The sequence below is a fragment of the Streptomyces sp. NBC_01591 genome (assembly GCF_035918155.1).
GTDB lineage: Bacteria > Actinomycetota > Actinomycetes > Streptomycetales > Streptomycetaceae > Streptomyces.
The window spans coordinates 7980288-7997199 of sequence record NZ_CP109327.1; the positions used below are offsets into that span (position 1 = coordinate 7980288).

The 16912-nt window shown below is 65.7% G+C and carries 11 protein-coding genes and 1 pseudogene; 8 read left to right on the forward strand and 4 right to left on the reverse strand.

The window, feature by feature from the left end; genetic code table 11:
- Positions 1-69 precede the first annotated feature (69 nt).
- Positions 70-3597: a glycoside hydrolase family 2 protein gene (locus tag OG978_RS36860; RefSeq protein WP_326769399.1), complete on the forward strand. Its 3528-nt coding sequence runs from the start codon at positions 70-72 to the stop codon at positions 3595-3597.
- Between the two features lie 269 nt (positions 3598-3866).
- On the opposite strand, the gene OG978_RS36865 is transcribed toward OG978_RS36860, so the two are convergent.
- Positions 3867-7292 (reverse strand): galactose-binding domain-containing protein, encoded by a 3426-nt coding sequence (locus tag OG978_RS36865; RefSeq protein ID WP_326769400.1) that lies wholly within the window; start codon positions 7290-7292, stop codon positions 3867-3869.
- A gap of 804 nt (positions 7293-8096) precedes the next feature.
- Here OG978_RS36865 and OG978_RS36870 point away from each other — a divergent pair.
- Complete coding sequence (locus OG978_RS36870) at positions 8097-8783, forward strand: hypothetical protein (RefSeq protein ID WP_326769401.1); 687 nt, start codon at positions 8097-8099, stop codon at positions 8781-8783.
- 271 nt (positions 8784-9054) lie between these two features.
- Entirely contained in the window at positions 9055-9750 is a 696-nt protein-coding gene (locus tag OG978_RS36875; protein ID WP_326769402.1) for a hypothetical protein, read from the forward strand.
- Between the two features lie 213 nt (positions 9751-9963).
- Here OG978_RS36875 and OG978_RS36880 read toward each other — a convergent pair.
- A pseudogene (locus tag OG978_RS36880) lies at positions 9964-10804 on the reverse strand (IS5 family transposase).
- On the opposite strand from OG978_RS36880, the gene OG978_RS36885 reads away from it, so the two are divergent.
- From OG978_RS36885 to OG978_RS36895, 3 genes are read left to right on the forward strand one after another with little or no spacing between them, the layout of a single operon-like run.
- Positions 10693-11322: an MFS transporter gene (locus OG978_RS36885; protein WP_326769403.1), complete on the forward strand. Its 630-nt coding sequence runs from the start codon at positions 10693-10695 to the stop codon at positions 11320-11322. The pseudogene OG978_RS36880 and the gene OG978_RS36885 overlap by 112 nt on opposite strands.
- Positions 11319-11942, forward strand: coding sequence for an FAD-dependent monooxygenase (locus OG978_RS36890; RefSeq protein ID WP_326769404.1), 624 nt, complete (start codon positions 11319-11321; stop codon positions 11940-11942). The genes OG978_RS36885 and OG978_RS36890 overlap by 4 nt, the downstream gene beginning before the upstream one ends.
- Complete coding sequence (locus OG978_RS36895) at positions 11900-12049, forward strand: hypothetical protein (protein WP_326769405.1); 150 nt, start codon at positions 11900-11902, stop codon at positions 12047-12049. Before OG978_RS36890 ends, OG978_RS36895 begins: the two co-directional genes overlap by 43 nt.
- Positions 12050-12424: 375 nt before the next feature.
- On the opposite strand, the gene OG978_RS36900 is transcribed toward OG978_RS36895, so the two are convergent.
- A complete protein-coding gene (locus tag OG978_RS36900) occupies positions 12425-13297 on the reverse strand; it encodes a LysR family transcriptional regulator (RefSeq protein ID WP_326769406.1) in 873 nt (290 codons plus the stop codon).
- Between the two features lie 152 nt (positions 13298-13449).
- The gene (locus OG978_RS36905) at positions 13450-14028 is read right to left on the reverse strand and encodes a Dps family protein (RefSeq protein WP_326769407.1); all 579 of its coding nucleotides are present in this window, start codon (positions 14026-14028) and stop codon (positions 13450-13452) included.
- A gap of 243 nt (positions 14029-14271) precedes the next feature.
- Here OG978_RS36905 and OG978_RS36910 point away from each other — a divergent pair, with 243 nt between their 5' ends.
- Together OG978_RS36910 and OG978_RS36915 are read left to right on the forward strand one after the other, a co-directional pair.
- Positions 14272-15639 carry a dihydrolipoyl dehydrogenase family protein gene (locus tag OG978_RS36910; protein WP_326769408.1) on the forward strand — a complete coding sequence of 456 codons (1368 nt, stop codon included), beginning with the start codon at positions 14272-14274 and terminating at the stop codon, positions 15637-15639.
- Between the two features lie 50 nt (positions 15640-15689).
- Entirely contained in the window at positions 15690-16832 is a 1143-nt protein-coding gene (locus OG978_RS36915; protein WP_326769409.1) for a low temperature requirement protein A, read from the forward strand.
- Positions 16833-16912: the final 80 nt, after the last annotated feature.

Here is a 16912-nt window from a genome sequence, read left to right on the forward strand (position 1 = left end):
ACTCATCGGGACCGCCGAAGACCACATGCGCGGCAGATGTGCCTCACGACACGAAAGAGGTCAATTCTCATGAGCGAGAAAGCACTTGGTCCTGGACGCCGCAATGTACTGATTGCGGGCCTCGCCGGTGCCGGTGCGGTGCTTGTACCCGCCGGCTCGGCGAGTGCCGCATCGCCGGAAAGAGCACGTAAGGAAGAGGGGCGGCGTACCGTCAACCTCTGCACCGACTGGGCATTCTGGCGGGAGGACGTCAAGGGCGCGCAGGAGCCGTCCTTCGACGACTCCGAGTGGGCGGGTGTGTCGATTCCGCACACCATGCGGCTGGAACGCAAAGAGCCCATCGTCTACAACGTCTTCGCCGGCATCGGCTGGTACCGCCGGTACTTGCGGATGGATTCCGGCGACAAGGACCGCAGAGTGACGGTCCGGTTCGACGGTGTGCAGACGAACTGCGTGGTGTACCTCAACGGCGTGAAGCTCGTCGAGCATCACGGTGGCTATCTCGGATTCTCCGTCGACGTCACCGGCAAGCTCCACCGGGACCGTGACAATCTCCTCGCCGTGCGCGTCTCGAATCTCGACGACCCGAAGACGCCTCCCGGCAAACCGCGCGAAGAACTCGGGTTCCTCACCTACGGCGGCATCTACCGCGACGTGACGGTGCAGACGACCGGCCGCATCCACATCACCGATCCTCTGGAGGCCGACCGCGTCGCAGGCGGCGGGGTGTTCGTCACCTACCCGCACGCCGACGCGGAGCGGGCCGTTGTCAACGCCAGGACGAATGTCGAGAACAGCTCTGACGCATCCGCCGTCACCAAGCTGCGGTCGACGATCTACGACCCACAAGGAAAGATCGTCGCCCGGGACATCCAGACCGCGACGATCGCGCGTGGCGCCCAGCACGACTTCGAGGCGAGCCTGGAGGTGCTCCACCCCGACCTGTGGCACCCGGACAGCCCGCACCTGTACCGGCTCGTCAGCGAGGTCGTCCAGGGCGACCAGGTGCTGGACTCCCTCACCACGCGCATCGGCATCCGCCGCATCGAATACCGGCCGGACGGCTTCTACATCAACGGTGAGCGCCTCTACCTGCGCGGCGCGAACATCCACCAGAACTATGCCTACGTCGGCGACGCCGCACCGGCTTCGATGAAGTGGCGTGAGGCGCTCCGGCTGAAGCTGGGCGGTTTCAACGCGGTACGTGCCGCTCACTATCCGCACGATCCGGCGTTTCTCGACGCCGCCGACGAGATCGGCCTGGTCGTCGTCGCCTGCATGCCGGGCTGGCAGTTCTGGAGTGAGAACGCGACATTCGTGAATCGCACCTACGCGGACGCCGTGCAGATGATCCGCCGGGACCGCAACCGTCCGTCGGTGGTCCTCTGGGAAACCTCGCTGAACGAGACGCACTACCCGGAGTGGTGGGCGAAGAAGGTCGCCGAGCTTGCGCACGCGGAAATGCCCAACGATCAGATGTTCACCGCGGGCGACTACGGCTTGTGGGGAAAGCAGCACTATGACGTGAACTACAAGGTCGTCAACACGGACGGCTCGGACCCCGACCGGAACAAGCCGTTCTTCACCCGGGAATGGGGTGACTGGGAGGGGCCCTGCCAGGCGGGCCGCGAAGGTGGCGAGGAGGGCCTCGTAGGGCAGGTGGAGCGGCGGCAGAAGTACCTCAACGGTCCCGGGTACTGGGACTGGGGCGGGCTGGACGCCAGCCCCCGGATCGGCGGCTACTTCCTCTGGGTCTTCGAGGACTACGGCACGAACTCGCCGTATCAGAAATCCGGGGCGGTGGACATCGACCGGTACCCGAAGTACTGCTACCACTGGCTCAAGGGAATGCAGTCGCCGAAGAACCCCAATCACGGTGGCCCCATGGTCTTCATCGCCAGCACCTACTCGGCGAATTCCAGCCGCGAGGTCATGGTCTTCAGCAACACCGACCACGTGAAGCTGTACCAGAACGGCACCCTGGTCGGCGAGAAGAGCCGGAGCCAGAACGCGGGCACCGCCAAGCACATCGCCGGGAAGGACGGCAACCCCTACTACACCTTCTCCCTCCCCTCGTTCGCCGAGGGCGAGCTGAGAGCCGAGGGCCACATCGACGGCAAGCTGGTCACCAGCCAGGTCGTGAAAACTCCCGGAGTCCCGCACCACATCGAGATCGAGATCGATGACGCGGGCGTCCGTGAGGCACTGCGCGACCTGCTCGCGTACTACCTGCGGGACGCCTCGCCGTCCGGCGCGAAGGCGGCCTCGACACTGGCCGACGACGTGCGGCCCGACATGGTCGACGCGCTGATCAAGAAGGCCGGAGCGCAGCGCGGCAGCGCCCTCCCCGCCGCAGCAGCCGAGGCGCTCCGCCGATTCGCCCGGGCGCGCACCCGCATCCAGCCGGTGGCCGACGGCTCGGACCTGATCCCGGTGTTCATCAAGGTCGTGGACGTGAACGGCACCGTCGTCCCGACGTCCACCGCGGAGATCGAGCTCGCCGTGACCGGGAAGGGCAGCCTCGTCGGCCACGACATCCCCCGCCTCGCGGTACAGAGGCAGAAGGCCGGCGCCGGCATCGGCTACGCGCTGCTCGCGGCGGACAAGGACCCGGGCGCCATCACGATCACCGCGAAGTCCGACGGGGTGAAGTCCGGTGCGTTCACGGTGTGGACAGAGCCCTATTCCGGCCGGCACCTGCCCGACGGCCGTCATCCCGAGTGGAAGGACATCTCGACGTTGGAGGACCAAGGCGCGCAGAACATCGCCTTGAACATGCCGACCACGGCATCGAGCTTCCAACCAGGAAACATCCCGGACAACGCCGTCGATGACACCCCGAACACCAAGTGGGTCGCGAATGGCAGCGGGTCTGCCTGGTGGCAGGTCGATGTCAGTAAGTCATCGGACATTTCCGAGTTCCAGATCGTCTGGGAGTCCGACCAGGCGACCTACCGTTACGCCATCCTCACCTCGGACGACGCGGAGAACTGGACCAAGGTGGTGGACAAGGAGTCGAACACCGCCAAGAGCGCCACAGTGATCCACAAGGTGTCCGCCAAGGCGCGGTATGTGCGGGTGAACGTGCCTGCGGTCGACGGCGGTTGGCCGAGCATGCGTGAATTCCGGGTCGTTCCGCCCGGCGGCACGGGCGGAGGCACACCGGTCGACCCTGGGCCACAGATTCCCCGCGACCGGATCAGCGAGGTCAGCGCCACCAGCCACGAGAGTGGTTTTGAACCCGCCAAGGCTCTCGACGACGACATCACCTTCGGTACGGGATGGGCCGCCGCGTCAGCAACGCTGCCGCAGACGCTGACTGTGCAGCTGTCGGCTGCCCACGACCTCGTAGGTACCCGCATCCACTGGGGCAAGGACAGCAGTTGGTACACGTACAACCTGCAGGTGTCCGGGGATGGGCAGGAATGGACGACGGCGATTCCCGAGCTGACCCGCGGCGGCCAGTACAAGTTGCCGGAGACCTTCACCGCCGAGCGCGCGCAGTACGTCCGTATCAACATCACCGACGTCAGCGGCGGCGGCGCGCAGTCGGTCGCGGGCATCGCGGAGGTCATTCTCTACGGCTCGCCGAGCTGACCCATGAGACAGAGTCGTGGTGGCCGCGGAGGGGCAGCTGGGTTCGGCTGGGTGTGTCTCCGCGCCGCCACGACGTGGCCGTGATCGCCTGCGCCCGCCGCAGGCGACCGCAGCCGTGCGCGTTTCGTCAGGCGCCTCCGCGCCGGTGAGCACGGCCCGGAGGCGAGGAAGTGAAGCCGAGCCGAAAATGTGCGGTGCGGGTCGCCTCTCCGTCGGCATCCGGTCAGCGTCGTCCCTGATGGGCACGACGCTGACCGTCGCCGCGTCGTCTACCTTCCGTTGATGGCTACTTCGAGCAAGTCGGTCGTCGACCCGTTGGAGCCGCCGTCAAACACCAACTTCACGTACCGGGCCTGTGCGCTGAGGGGGTACTGGTCGTAGAACCCGAAATAGGCGGTTCCTGTGGGGCCGTTGACGGTGCCGGCATCCTTCCAGGTCACGCCGTCGACACTGGTTTGGACCGTCATCGTCTTGGGTGTGTTGATGTAATTCTGATCCAGCGTGTTGAAGTTGATGTCGATGTTGGAGATCTCGTGCTTCGCCGGAAGCCTGAATTGAATCCAAGCCTTCTCGTTTCCTGGCACCGACCACTTCGACTGATCGAACCGATCGGCCTCGATCAGCTTGCCGTCGGTGAGGTTCGGCACCGCCTCGTGCTGCTGGCCGGCAGTGATTTCGGCGTCCTTTGCCAGGTTCTTGTACGGCAGCAGGTCCAGGAAGACCCTGTTTGTCGTGAAGGTCTTGCCGTCCAGCGTCACGTCCGCCCAGACGACTCCTCTGGTGGGCGCCTCGACCTGCGGTGTGAGGATCTTGTCTCCCTTGAACGTGAACGTGTCCACTTCCTTGACGGCAACCGGCTTGTAATTGTCGCCGCCGTTCAGATCGACGATGCCGCCATGCCACTTGATCTGTGCTGCATCCAAGCCGATGGACCCGCCTGCGTCCGACCTGCCTTCCATCTCGTACTTCAGCCCATTGTTCAGGCCGAACTCGCCGTAGGCCTCCTTTCCTTCCACCAGCAACGATGCGCCGATCACGTCCTCGGCGACGTAGACGAGACCGTCCTTGACCTTCACCGTCAACGTGTCCTGCTTGGTCACGCCCCCATGAGCGCCGCGTACCGTGATGCTCGTCGTGCCGTCAGTCCTCGGAGTCACGATTCCGCTGGGCCGAACTCTCGCTACCTCAGGATTCGCGCTGGTGTACGTCAAGTCTGAAAGCCGGGCCTTCAGTGCGGGATACGTCATGTAGCCCTCGGCATTGACCTTCAATTTCCGCGGCGAAAGCTGCTCACCGGTCGCGGTGACGTCGGTCAGCTTGTACTTGCGCTCAGGGTTGTCGGTCACGATCTTGATGATCGTGTCGATCGGATCCTCGTGCGCATTGGCCATATTGATGGTCAGACTGTCGCCTTCCTGACTGAACGATGTGACCGGGGTGTCGCTGTTCAACCACTTCACCGACGTCACCCGATCCTTGACCGGGCCAATGGTCAGGGACTTGTCGGTGATCGCGTCGAAGCCCTTCTTGCCGTCCGGCCCCTTCATGATGTGAAGGTAGACGTTGTTGTCCCTGGCCGTCGCGTATCCCCATTGCGGGCCGGTCGTGCTGTCTGGGTGAGCGAACTTCTCGTAATTTCCTCGCCCGTCGTCTTCGTATCCGTACCCGGCCAGGAAGTACGGAGTCGTGCCCGTCGTGGACTCGTGCCTCTCCGGCCTACCCTTCGGTGCGAACCAGTCGGCGAGTTCTTCTCTTACATCGATGAATTCCTGGACCGCCTTCGGGTATCTCGTGGCGATATCTTGGGGAGAGTTCTGGTTCGGTCCCCGGCTGTCGATAACACTCTGATCGTTGTTGTCGACATGTCCTCGACCGGCGTTCATCAGCATCTCTTTCGAGACCTGCCTGAAGTCGTCGCGCTTTTCGTAGTACGCCGACAACATGTTCTTTGTGTGGATCATCTTCCACGGTTCCATGGGCGTCCGCTTCAGAAGATGATTCTTCCCCCCGTTGCCGTAGATGCTCGACGCCTCCCCGGTTCTCAGATCCGGATCGCCGTACTCCGCCCCCCATGCGTTCGAGTTCACGATGATCTCGTCGCTGTAGTTGCGTATCAGGCTGTACATCACGTCATAGTTGGCATCGGGCATTGCCTGTGGACCGTCGAAATACAGGTACTCCGGACCGTAGCGGTGGATGAGATCTTCCACATTCTGCACGAGTACATCAGTGGAATAATGCTTCAGACCCCCACCCTCGGTCGCGTAGTACAAACCGAACTTCATGCCGTAGCGCTTTACTGCTTGTGCGTACTGCTTCAGCCCGTCTACTACCTTGCCGTTCTTGTCCTTGGGGAGATATTCCGCCCTGATGTGCTTCGGATCTGCGAATTTGGACGGCCAGAAGTAGTTCTGCTGCAGTGATTCGATCGACACCAGTGAGTGTCCTTGACGCTTCGCTCTCGCTGCCCATCGATCAGCAGAGAAGTTTGGATCCACGAAGTAGTTGTACGTCGGGGTGGAATGCGTCAGTGCGCTGACCCTGCCTTCTTCGAACCACTTGTTGGGACGTTCCTTCACCGTGATGGTGAATTGTTTTGAAGCAGTTTGTCCTTCCCTGTCGGCAACCTGGACGGTGAAGTGGTAGTCGCCCGGTTTGGTGTTGGCGCCGATGATGCCTTTGGGGCTGTTCAGATCGACTTTCCCGTCGACAAGTCCGTTTGCGATGGAGCCGTCAGGGTTCAGCTCCAGACCATCAGGCAACCTGCCGTCGGTGATCTTCCATGTATAGCCCGGCGAGCCACCGGCTGCCATGAACTGAAAATCTGAGGCGGCGACGCCGTACTTGTTGTCGGCCGCGGACTTGTTCCAGACGTATGGCCACTCCTTGTAGCCGATCGGCATATTTCCCTTCGGGAGCGGAGTGTCGATCGAATCGTCGGTCGATAGCCCTTGCGAAACGATCTGCAGGTTTCCCGAAGGACCTGTTACGGAGTTCACCAGATCATTGATCCTGTTGCCGGACTGATCCGTCACTCGGCCGTAGAACCCGAGATAGGCTACGTTCTGGTCCTTGGCAATCGGCACACCATTTGAATTCACGTCCTCCGTGTAGGTGTGCTTGATCTGAATCATCAGCTTGTTCCAGCCGGCCTGCAGCTGGACAGTCTGCTTTGTCAGATCCTTCTGCACCTCCACCGGAGTGCTCGGACTCGTCAGGCACTTGTCGTTCACATACAGCCGGTAAGAACCGCTCGCCCCGACGTCGAAACTTGCCTGTCGCTCGACCGGACTGTAGACGTACGTGTGCGCGTACACATACTTGTTCCTCGTATCGACACCCTTCTTGACGGAGTAGTACCCGTAGAGATCCTGGTAGTCGTCGTAGGTCCGGTTGTACATACGGTCGTCGAAGTACTCCCAGTTCCTGCTTTCGTCGCCGGATCTCAGCGAGTCGCCGACCTTCGGGGTGATCTTCGTCTTTCCGTCGACCGGTGACTCGCCGCCTTCGCATTCATACTGCTTGTCGATGACCGGCGAATTGAACGGGCCTGACACCAGCCACGAGTTGATGAATGGAGCGTTTCCCGCCGTCTGCTGCGCGTATGCCTGCTTCGTTTCGGGCAGGCTGAACAGGAGTGATGCGACGACCGCTATCCATAGCAGGTGTGCGATCTTTTTATGTCGTCTGCTCACTGTCGAGATCCTTTCTTCCATCAGTGATCATTCGATTCCGTGCTGCTGTAATTGCGTAGCGCGCTGGGCCGCCTTTGGACATCGGCCGTACAGGGCGTCTTGGACCCGGCCAGACTTCCGGCGCGGGCAGCGGCCCCGTGTGGGGGCGGCGGCAAGCCCGCCTGTCCACAACGGAATCTCGAGCCGGGAAGCGGGCGACGAAGCGCGTCACGCACATAGTTCGTACTCTTCCAGCGCAGGGAGGCGGGCGAGAGGACAGGTGAACGGGCACTCCCGCCGCTCTGCCCGGGCTGGAGATCCTTTGCCATTCCCGGTGGGCGCCCAGCGCGAGTGCGGTCTAGCGTGCATCTGAGCGCAAGGCGAGTCAAGACTTAGTTAGGATCTATCTGGCTCCAGGGGTGCGCTGTGCGGGCTGTAGCCTTGATCACTTCGCCACGTGCAGGTTTTGGGCATATCGGGTGATGCGACTCAAACTTCCAAGTTCCGGGTCGGCGGCATCGGGCTCGGAGGTCGTCTGTCGGCCTGACCGTGGGGGTTTGTGGTGGGGTGCACCCTGGGGCACGTCGCACTCGGCGCAGTGTGGCCGATATATCGCATCTATCTCACATAACCGAGGGGATAGTTGCGCTGTATCTCTTGACGCTGCCATGCGCGGACTTCGATACTCGGAGCGCTCTCCACAGCGGAACGCCGGGGGAGGGCGGTAGCCCCCGAGTGCGGTACGACTCCTGGAGGAATCTGAACCATGATGCGGCGGACGCCTGGGAGCGTGATGCGCCCACCTCGTCATGGAAGGAGGCGTCCATGTCCTCGCCCTGCGCAGGCGCCACCGCTGTGCCACGGGGGTGGCGCACCGAGAGCGCGTGCCCCGGCGGCTCGTTCGTCTACGCCGAAGCCATCCGCGACTGTGTCACTGTTCTCAGCATGCCGCCGACCGATGAAGGGGCAAAGCGCGAGCGGGTCGAGCGCAGTTTCGCCCAGGTGCCGGACAGTGATCTCCTCCAACTCGCCGAGCGCTTCCTGCAGACACAGGACGTCGACGCTGCGACCCGTAACCAGCTCCAGGACGCGCTGTGGGCCGAGGCGTCCCCGCCGGAGATACCCATGCGGACCCGCCGGGAGATCGCCCGAGCCCTCGACTCGACGGTCTTGGTGCAGCACCCGGCCCGGTACATGAAGATGCAGGACCGCCTCTGGGCCATCAACGACGACCCGCTCTCCGAACTGCTCTCCCCCGGCCAGGGGAGGAGCCTGCGGTCCCGTATCGAGCGGCACTTCATCCGTAATCCGGACTGGTCGACGGAGGAGCTCTTCGAGGCGCTGGGCGCGTTCGAAGCAAGCGATGGCACGTTTGCCCGCTTCATCGAGGCAGCCGTCGCCGGCGATGTCCTGCTGGACGAGTCTGCCCAGCGCCTCCTGGCCGAGGTGATCAACGAGCACCTACGCATCACGGGCATCGAACGAACAACCCGCGCGGATAGGGGCGGTTAGGCGTTTTGGTCAGGTCATGGTGAGGCGGGGCGGCTGCTACGGACTGCGATTGTTACTACAGGTACGGTGGTGCCTCCAGATCGGTGGTGTCGGTAGAAGTGCCTATTGCGCTACGGCATTTCGCCGTGGAGTGTCGGGCCGGAGCGGGCGTGTCAGCGAGGGCGTTTACCATGCCGGTGCGGCTTCGAAGAGGTCGGCTCAGCGGCTCACCATCTGACAGATGCACTTCGACAGAACTCGACACCAATCACACGAGGGTAGTGTCCTGGCCATGATTGCCAACGTGCGTAGCTACAAGAAGAATCAGGTCTCCCAAGCCGAGGTCATCACGGCAATCGGCCGGTTCCGCAGCGACTACAAGATCAAGCGTGTAACTGCGGCGCTCGACGAGATCGACGAATACGATATCTGGTTTGTCGATGGCGACCTGCACATACCCGGCGACCTCGACCTGACACACGAGCACGTTTGGCTCTTGGTTGTGCTCGGCGATCTGGTTGTCGACGGCACGTATGGCGATAGCGACGATCCCGAGTTGTTTTCGCTGGTGACCGGCAACATGCGGGCACGCGACATCGTGACCGCGGGCTGGCTCGAGGTCCACGGCGACCTGAGAACCGATCGGCTCATCGGTGATTACAACGACTGCTCCGCCTACATCGGCGGCGACGTCCATGCCCAGCTCTTCTATGGCGAAAACCATCACTTCACCATCGGTGGCGCGCTCATCGCCAACGCGGTGATCGGTGAGCCGCGCCTGGAGATCGCGACCCCACCGGCCGCGATCGACATCGATGACCCCCGCATGCTGGAACATTTCGACCGCGATCTACTGCGCGTGTTCGACGACCATGACGAGAACGACAACGCGATCACGTACGTGGACGGTTTCGATGACTTCCACGAGCTGAAGCGGCGTGTCAACGCAGGTCTACCGCTCCGCACTACGGCAACACGCGACAACTGAGCCTTCACCGCCGAACCGGATGGGGCCGGGCTTGTTCGCCACCAGGTCCCGGTCGCGTCCACCATCGTCCAGCATGCCACCACGTCTTCCGGCGACCACTCCTGCCATGCTGCAAAGTTGTAGTGCTGACCCCCCGCTGACCACGTCCCGCACGGTACGCCCCTGGGGGCTGCCGCGTGGCCGACACCCCAGGGGCGTGCCAACGTCGGCGGTTCAAGGGCGGTGGTGGGGTCGGGTGTGCCAGCGGTGGGTGGTCCATGCCCGGCGGATCAGACTGCGGACGGTGATGATGGTGTCGATGAGGTCGAAGAACGCGTCGGCGACCACGGCGCGGCGCTCAAAGCAGCGGGCCAGGCGATGGAAGGCGTTCTGCCAGGCATGTGTCCGCTCCACATGCCACCGTCGACTCGCCTGGATAGGGGCTTTCTCGCCCTTGTGAGCGATGCGGCCGTGCAGGCCGCGCCCGGCCAGCAGGGTGCGGGTGTTGTCGCTGTCGTAGCCGGTCGAGGTGGACGGCGATCTGCTCAGGCAGAGGCCCGAGACCGTTTAGGAGGTCCGGGGTCGGGGCCAGGAGTGGTGAGTCGTGGCGGTTGGCCCCGGCCAGGACACGACCCAGGGGGATGCCGTAGCCGTCCACCATGCCGGAGCGTTTCAGGCCCTGCTTGCCCCGGTCAACCGGCGAGCGCCCCGCGACCTCACCACCGCCCGGGGCCTTGGTGATGCAGCCGTCGACGGCGACCTGGTCCAGGACCAGCCCCACGATCCGGTCGTACGCCTGAAGCGCGAGCTGCCTCAGCCGGGCAAAGACACCCAGCCGGATCCACTCATCGCGGCGGGTGCGGATCATGGTGGCCGAACACGTGGGGTCGGCAATCGCCTGGTAGGAACAGCCGAACCGCAGCAGCTGCAGCAACTTGTCGAAGACGACCCGGTCACTGATACATGGCAGGTGACAGCCCAGCGGATGAGCCGGATCGTAGACCGGCCGCTCGGGCAGCAACGCCGCGAACTGCTCCCACAACGGCTCGGTCAGCCAGGACGGCAGGACAGACACAAACAGGTCGACCAGCCTCCCGAGAGCTGGCGCACGCCTCGTGGGGCTTCCTCGCCGACGCCGTCGGGCGGCGCAGGGCTTTCGCCATCAGCTTCGCCGTCTCCGCCGTCAGCGTCGGCTATCTCTTCCCCTTCCAGCACACCTACGGCGAGTTCCTGCTTGCCCTGCCGGTCGTCGGATTCGGCCTGTTCGGCGCCCTGTCGGGCACTTTCGTCTACGGCCCCGAACTCTTCCCGCCCAGTGTGCGTGCCACCGGAATGGCCCTGTGCAACAGCATCGGCCGCTTCATCACCGCAGCCGGCCCGCTTGTGGCCGGCGTCATCGCCGTCTCATGGTTCGGCGGAGACCTGGGCCTGGCGATCACTTGTGTCGCGGCGGTCGGCCTGATCGCGGTCGCCGGTCTCGTCTTCGCACCCGAGACCCGCGGGGCCGAACTCCCGAGCGAACCCCTCGAGCTCGGCCCGGACCAGGCGGAGCCGCCGACCGGGTCGATCACCAGCAAGGAGATGTACACATGAACGCATATGACGGCGCGACCGCGGCAGTCATCGGCGGGTCGATCGGCGGCCTCACCACGGCGCTCCTCCTGCGCGACCTGGGCTTCACAGTCGACGTCTTCGAGCGGACCCCCACCGCTCTGGACGGACGCGGAAGCGGCATCGTCCTGCAGCCGGACACCCTGCGCTGGTTCACCGAGCGCAGCGAACAGCACCCGGAGAGCCTCAGCACGTCCACCGACTTCGTGCAGTACCTGGGCCCCGACAACCGGATCGTCCATCGCGAGCGGCGGACGTGGAGCTACACCTCGTGGGGGACGTTCTACCGCGCCCTGCTCGGCGACTTCGGGCAGGAGCACTACCACCTGGGTGAGTACGCCTGCGGGTTCGACCAGGACGACCGATCCGTCACCGTGCGGTTCGTGAGCGGACGTGAGGTGACCGCGGACCTGGTGGTCTTCGCCGACGGAATCACCTCCATCGGCCGCGAGCGCCTCGACCCGACCGCGGCACTTACCTACTCCGGCTACATCGGATGGCGCGGCACGGTCCCGGAGAAGGACCTCTCCGAATGGAGGTCGGTGGCACCGCGGCGGACATGCGTGAGTGGCTGGGCGACGGCGCCGCCGACCTTCCCTTGAAGTACAACGGCGGACGTCCCGGTCTGTACGCGGTCGCCGTCGCCACGGACGAGGGTGAGGTGGTGATCCGCCGCACGGCGGTCACCGAGCCTCGGCAATGTGTGTGATCCCACTTGGTCCCGCACCCGCAGGTCGTCGCCACGGGGACCGCGCTTCCGACTCACTCGGCCAATTCGGAGCCGGGCGGACGGCCTGCCTACGCCCCGCGCCCGGGAAACCAGCTTGTCCAGGGCCGCAGCGGTGATACGCCGTGAGCCGCGACCGCGGGACGGTGCTGGCGCCCAGCGGGCACGGCTGACCTTGGGCCCGGCTGTTGGTGGGACGGCCGCCGACGCGGTGCCAAGGGTCGTCCTGCGTCGACAGGCAGCGACGGTGGGCCGGCGAGTGCCGGTTCCTTGGGCGAAATTCGCGGTGGGATCGGCCAGTAGCGAGGCCGGGTGCGAGGAGAAGCCGCGAGGCTCGGGTCGTGAGTCGCCTCGCCGTCAGGTGATGTGCCGCAGCAGCGCGGCGACTGCCGGGGGTGCCTCGCCGGGAGGTCTCACCACCATGATCTTCCAGTTCGGCGCGTGCCGGCCGAACCGGTACTGGGGCAGATCGGGGAAGCGGGCTGCGATCGACTTGGGCATGATGCAGATGCCCAAGTCGTTGCGGACCAGTTCGGCTGCCGCGACGATGTCGTTCACCTCGAATGTCGTGCTGCGGTCGACGCCTGCGGCACGGAAGGCCCGATCGACCGCGTAGCGGATGGCCCAGCCGGGGGTGAAGTCCACGAGGGGCAACCGGGCGATGTCGGCGAGTCGGACCTCGCCGTTCGGTGTCGTCCCGGCGATGACCCGCCGGGACGACACAACCAGCACCATTTCCTCGCGGGACAGCAGCCGGGTCGTCAGTCCTCGCTGCTGTTGGCGGTCGAGCGCCACCACGGCCAGATCCACCGTGCCCTCGCGCAGTGCCTGCCGGATGTCGGCCACTGCCGCCTGCCTCAGTTGGACCACCACACCTGGGTGCTCCGCCCGCAGCGCGGCCAGGGCGTGGTGGAGACCCGCCCAGACCCCCTGCATTGTGCCGACCGTCACCCGCCCGCGCAGCTGTCCCTGTACGGCGTCGACCGCCTCCCGTGCCAGTTCGGCGGCGCGGAGCGCCGCGCGTGCGGCGGGGACGAACGCCTCGCCGGCCGGTGTCAGGGCGACGCGGTGCGTCGTGCGGTCGAACAACGGCGTGCCCAGCTCACGTTCGAGGCCCCGTACCGTGCTGGATACGGCGGACTGGACCACGTGCAGCCGCCTTGCCGCCGCCGTGAACCCGCCCGCATCCGCCACCGCGACGACGACCTCCATCTGCCGCAGATCCATCATCCGCTCCCGATCAAACAGCGCTCCGTCCAATACAGAGACGACGATCTTCGATTCTTGCTGCATCGTATGCGGACGACGTCGTTGTCCGGGGCCGGCTCATGCTCCTTCAGGCACGCGCTCCGGCACCTTCAGACGCGGACCGGCGGGATCCTTCAGGCGCGGACGAGCGGGGTGTCGACCAGATGCTCGGCCAGGAACCAGGCCTGCAGTTCCCCGGTCCTGATCACCTGTGAGACCAGGAGATCGTTGGTGCCGTCGTCACCCAGCTCACCGGTCCGGGCGGCGGCGTCGTGGGCCTCGACGAGGATGGTCTCGTGGGCTTCCAGCAGCCGTGACAGCATCGCCGGTACTTCCTCCACTCCGTCCGGAGGCCGCGGGATCGATGTGATCTCCGCGACGTGCCTGGGGTCGCCCACCGCGACGCCGCCCAGGGACTGGACGCGTTCGGCGATGGTATCGACGATTTCCAGCTGCTCCCCCGCGTGCTTGTCGAGGACCAGGTGCAGTTGGTAGAAGGTCGCGCCGCGCATCAGCCAGTGATGCTTCTTGTAGAGGCCGTGGAGGATCTGAGTGTCCGCCAGGACCTTGTTCAGGCGCTGGCAGGAGTACATCCGCGCCTCGTAGGACAGGCCGATCGGGAACTGCTTGACGGTGCCGAACTCCTGGATCACCTCGCCCCTCTGGTGCAGCCACGGCTGGCTGCTGCTCACGGGCTTGGTACTGGTGGTCATGGTTCGCCTCCTGCGGTGCCTTGCTGTGCGTACCCGAGTGACGCTAGGTGCCCCGACGCAGGGCGCATTGACCGGGAGCGCATGCGGTGGTGTCCGCCAGTGCACAGTGCGCGGTGTCCCGTGCCAAGCGTTCGCTTTCGGGCAAGCCCCCGTGCGCTGTCGGGCACGGGCCTTCGGCCGGCCGATCTAGCTTCGGCAGGACGGCCCACGTCCGTGGAGCTCGAGGAACGAGGAGAGGCAGTCATGAGCGCGAACGAGCAGGTGGATGTGGTGGTCGTCGGGCTGGGGCCGGGTGGTGAGTACGTCGCGGGCACGCTGGCCGAAGCTGGGCTGGACGTGGTGGGGGTCGAGGCGGAACTCGTCGGGGGCGAGTGTCCGTACTGGGGGTGCGTGCCCAGCAAGATGATGATCCGGGCCGGGAATCTGCTCGCCGAGGCGGGCCGGGTGCCCGCCCTCGCCGGTGAAGCGGTCGTGACTCCGGACTGGGGCAGGGTCGCCGGGCGTATCCGCGGCGAGGCCACCGACGACTGGAACGACCAGGCCGCCGCCGGCCGTCTCGCGGCCAAGGGCGGCCGGCTCGTCCGGGGGACGGGCCGTCTCTCCGGGCCGCGCCGGGTGGCGGTCGGCGACCGCACGTTCGAAGCCCGGCGCGGTGTCGTGCTGGCCACCGGCACGCGGCCCCGGATCCCCCCGGTGCCGGGCCTCGAGGGAACGCCGTACTGGACCAACAGGGATGCCATGGCGGCCAAGGAGCTGCCGGAGTCGATGGTCGTGCTCGGCGGGGGCGCCATCGGTGTCGAACTCGCCCAGGTCTATGCCCGCTTCAAGTGCGCGGTCACGGTGATCGAGGGGCAGGATCGGCTGCTGACGCAGGAGGAACCGGAAGCCGGGGAGCTGGCCGCGGAGGTGCTGCGGGCGGACGGAGTCACCGTACTCACGGGTGCTCGGGCACGGCAGGTCAGCCATGACGGCACCGAGTTCACCGTCTGCCTTGAGGGTGACGGGGAGCCGCTTCGTGCCGAACGGCTTCTGGTCGCCACCGGGCGCCACACCGACCTGGCCGCGCTGGCGGTCGACACGGTGGGGCTGGATCCAACGGCGGGAGCCGTGAACACGGACGGGCAGATGCGGGCGGGGGAGGGGCTGTGGGCGGTCGGCGACATCACAGGCCGAGGCGCCTTCACCCATGTGTCGATGTACCAGGCGCAGATTGCCGTCCGGGACATCCTCGGACAGCCCGGTCCCGACGCCGACTACCGGGCGCTGCCCCGCGTCACCTTCACCGATCCGGAGATCGGGGCCGTCGGGTTGACGGAGCGGCAGGCGCGTGAGCGGGGGCTGCGGGTACGCACCAGTGTGCTGCCCATCGCCTTCTCCACGCGAGGCTGGATCCACGGGCCGGGCAACGATGGGCTCATCAAGCTTGTGGAGGACGCGGACCGGGGTGTGCTGATCGGCGCGACGTCGGCGGGGCCGGCGGGCGGCGAGGTGCTCTACGGACTGAACGTGGCCGTCCACGCCGAGATACCCGTCGACCGGCTCCAGCACATGATTTACACGTATCCCACCTTCCACCGGACGGTCGAGGCCGCGCTCGGAGCCCTCCGCTGAGCCGCTCCCAGATCGCCCGCGCGGCCCCGGCGCCCAGGCGATGGCGCACCATGCCGGGCCGCGACCCCGGTGAGCCGCACAGGGCCGCCACCTCGCTGGAGCTTCTTTTCGATCTGTGCTTCGTCATCGCGGTGGCGCAGGCGTCCGGGAGTCTGCACGAGGCGCTGACCGACGGGGAGTACGCCACCGGTGTCCTGCGCTTCGCGCTGGTCTTCTTCACCATCTGGTGGGCGTGGATGAACTTCACCTGGTTCGCTTCCGCCTACGACCCGGACGACGTCCTGTACCGGTTGACGGTGTTGGTCCAGATCACGGGGTCGCTCGTGCTTGCCGCAGGCGTTCCCCGCGCGTTCGAGGATGGTGACCTGCGGGTCATCACCATCGGATACGTCGTGCTGCGCACGGCGTTGGCCGCCCTGTGGCTGCGCGCCGCGTGGTCCGACCCCGCCCGGCGGCCGACCACCCTGCGCTTCGCCGTTGGGGTGACGGTATGTCAGATCGGGTGGGTCGGGTTGCTCGGTCTCCCGGCATCGGCGCGGCTGCCGGGCATTGTGGTGCTGATCATCGCCGAGGTCTCCGTCCCGGTGTGGGCGCAGTCCGCCGGGATGACCCCATGGCATCCGCGCCACATTGCCGAGCGCTACGAACTCTTCACCCTCATCGTCCTCGGAGAGTCCGTCGCGGCGGCCGCCGTCGCCGTCCGGGGCGCCTTCGACCGGCACCACGGCACCGGTTCGCTGTACGCGGTGGCGGCCGGTGGCCTGTTCATCGCCTACTCCATGTGGTGGCTGTACTTCGCAAGATCCGCGCACACCCTGCTTGCCACAACGCACCAGGCCCACCGCAGGAGATTCACCTGGGCCTACGGCCACTACTTGATCTTCGCTTCGGCGACCGCCGAGGGAGCCGGCCTGGCTGCGTACGCCGATCACGTCACGCGTCGCACGGACGCCTCGCCGTTGGCCGCGAGCGCGGCGGTCACCGTCCCCGCGGCCGTCTTCCTGATCACCGTGTGGGCCGTACACCTCCGGCCCCATCAAAGAACCGTGGCCGAGTGGATTCCGTACCCCGTCGCCGCGGTCGGCGTCCTGCTGGCCGCTTTCTTCCCGGCGCCTGCCCTGGCCGCCGGTGCGCTGCTGGCGGTCCTGGCCGTGGTGGTCACGGTGGAACAGCGGTGCAGAAGCCCGCGGTGAGATCTCACCCTGTGCCGGGACCGAAGGGCCGCGCGGCGGCACTCACCGTGTGGTGAGTGCCGCCGCGCGGCCGCCTTACC

Excerpts from the sequence above, each read along its gene's own strand:
- OG978_RS36860 (WP_326769399.1), top strand. The coding sequence starts at position 70 with ATGAGCGAGAAAGCACTTGGTCCTGGACGCCGCAATGTACTGATTGCG.
- OG978_RS36870 (WP_326769401.1), top strand. The coding sequence starts at position 8,097 with ATGTCCTCGCCCTGCGCAGGCGCCACCGCTGTGCCACGGGGGTGGCGC.
- OG978_RS36875 (WP_326769402.1), top strand. The coding sequence starts at position 9,055 with ATGATTGCCAACGTGCGTAGCTACAAGAAGAATCAGGTCTCCCAAGCC.
- OG978_RS36885 (WP_326769403.1), top strand. The coding sequence starts at position 10,693 with ATGGCAGGTGACAGCCCAGCGGATGAGCCGGATCGTAGACCGGCCGCT.
- OG978_RS36890 (WP_326769404.1), top strand. The coding sequence starts at position 11,319 with ATGAACGCATATGACGGCGCGACCGCGGCAGTCATCGGCGGGTCGATC.
- OG978_RS36895 (WP_326769405.1), top strand. The coding sequence starts at position 11,900 with ATGCGTGAGTGGCTGGGCGACGGCGCCGCCGACCTTCCCTTGAAGTAC.
- OG978_RS36900 (WP_326769406.1), bottom strand. The coding sequence starts at position 13,297 with ATGATGGATCTGCGGCAGATGGAGGTCGTCGTCGCGGTGGCGGATGCG.
- OG978_RS36905 (WP_326769407.1), bottom strand. The coding sequence starts at position 14,028 with ATGACCACCAGTACCAAGCCCGTGAGCAGCAGCCAGCCGTGGCTGCAC.
- OG978_RS36910 (WP_326769408.1), top strand. The coding sequence starts at position 14,272 with ATGAGCGCGAACGAGCAGGTGGATGTGGTGGTCGTCGGGCTGGGGCCG.
- OG978_RS36915 (WP_326769409.1), top strand. The coding sequence starts at position 15,690 with ATGCCGGGCCGCGACCCCGGTGAGCCGCACAGGGCCGCCACCTCGCTG.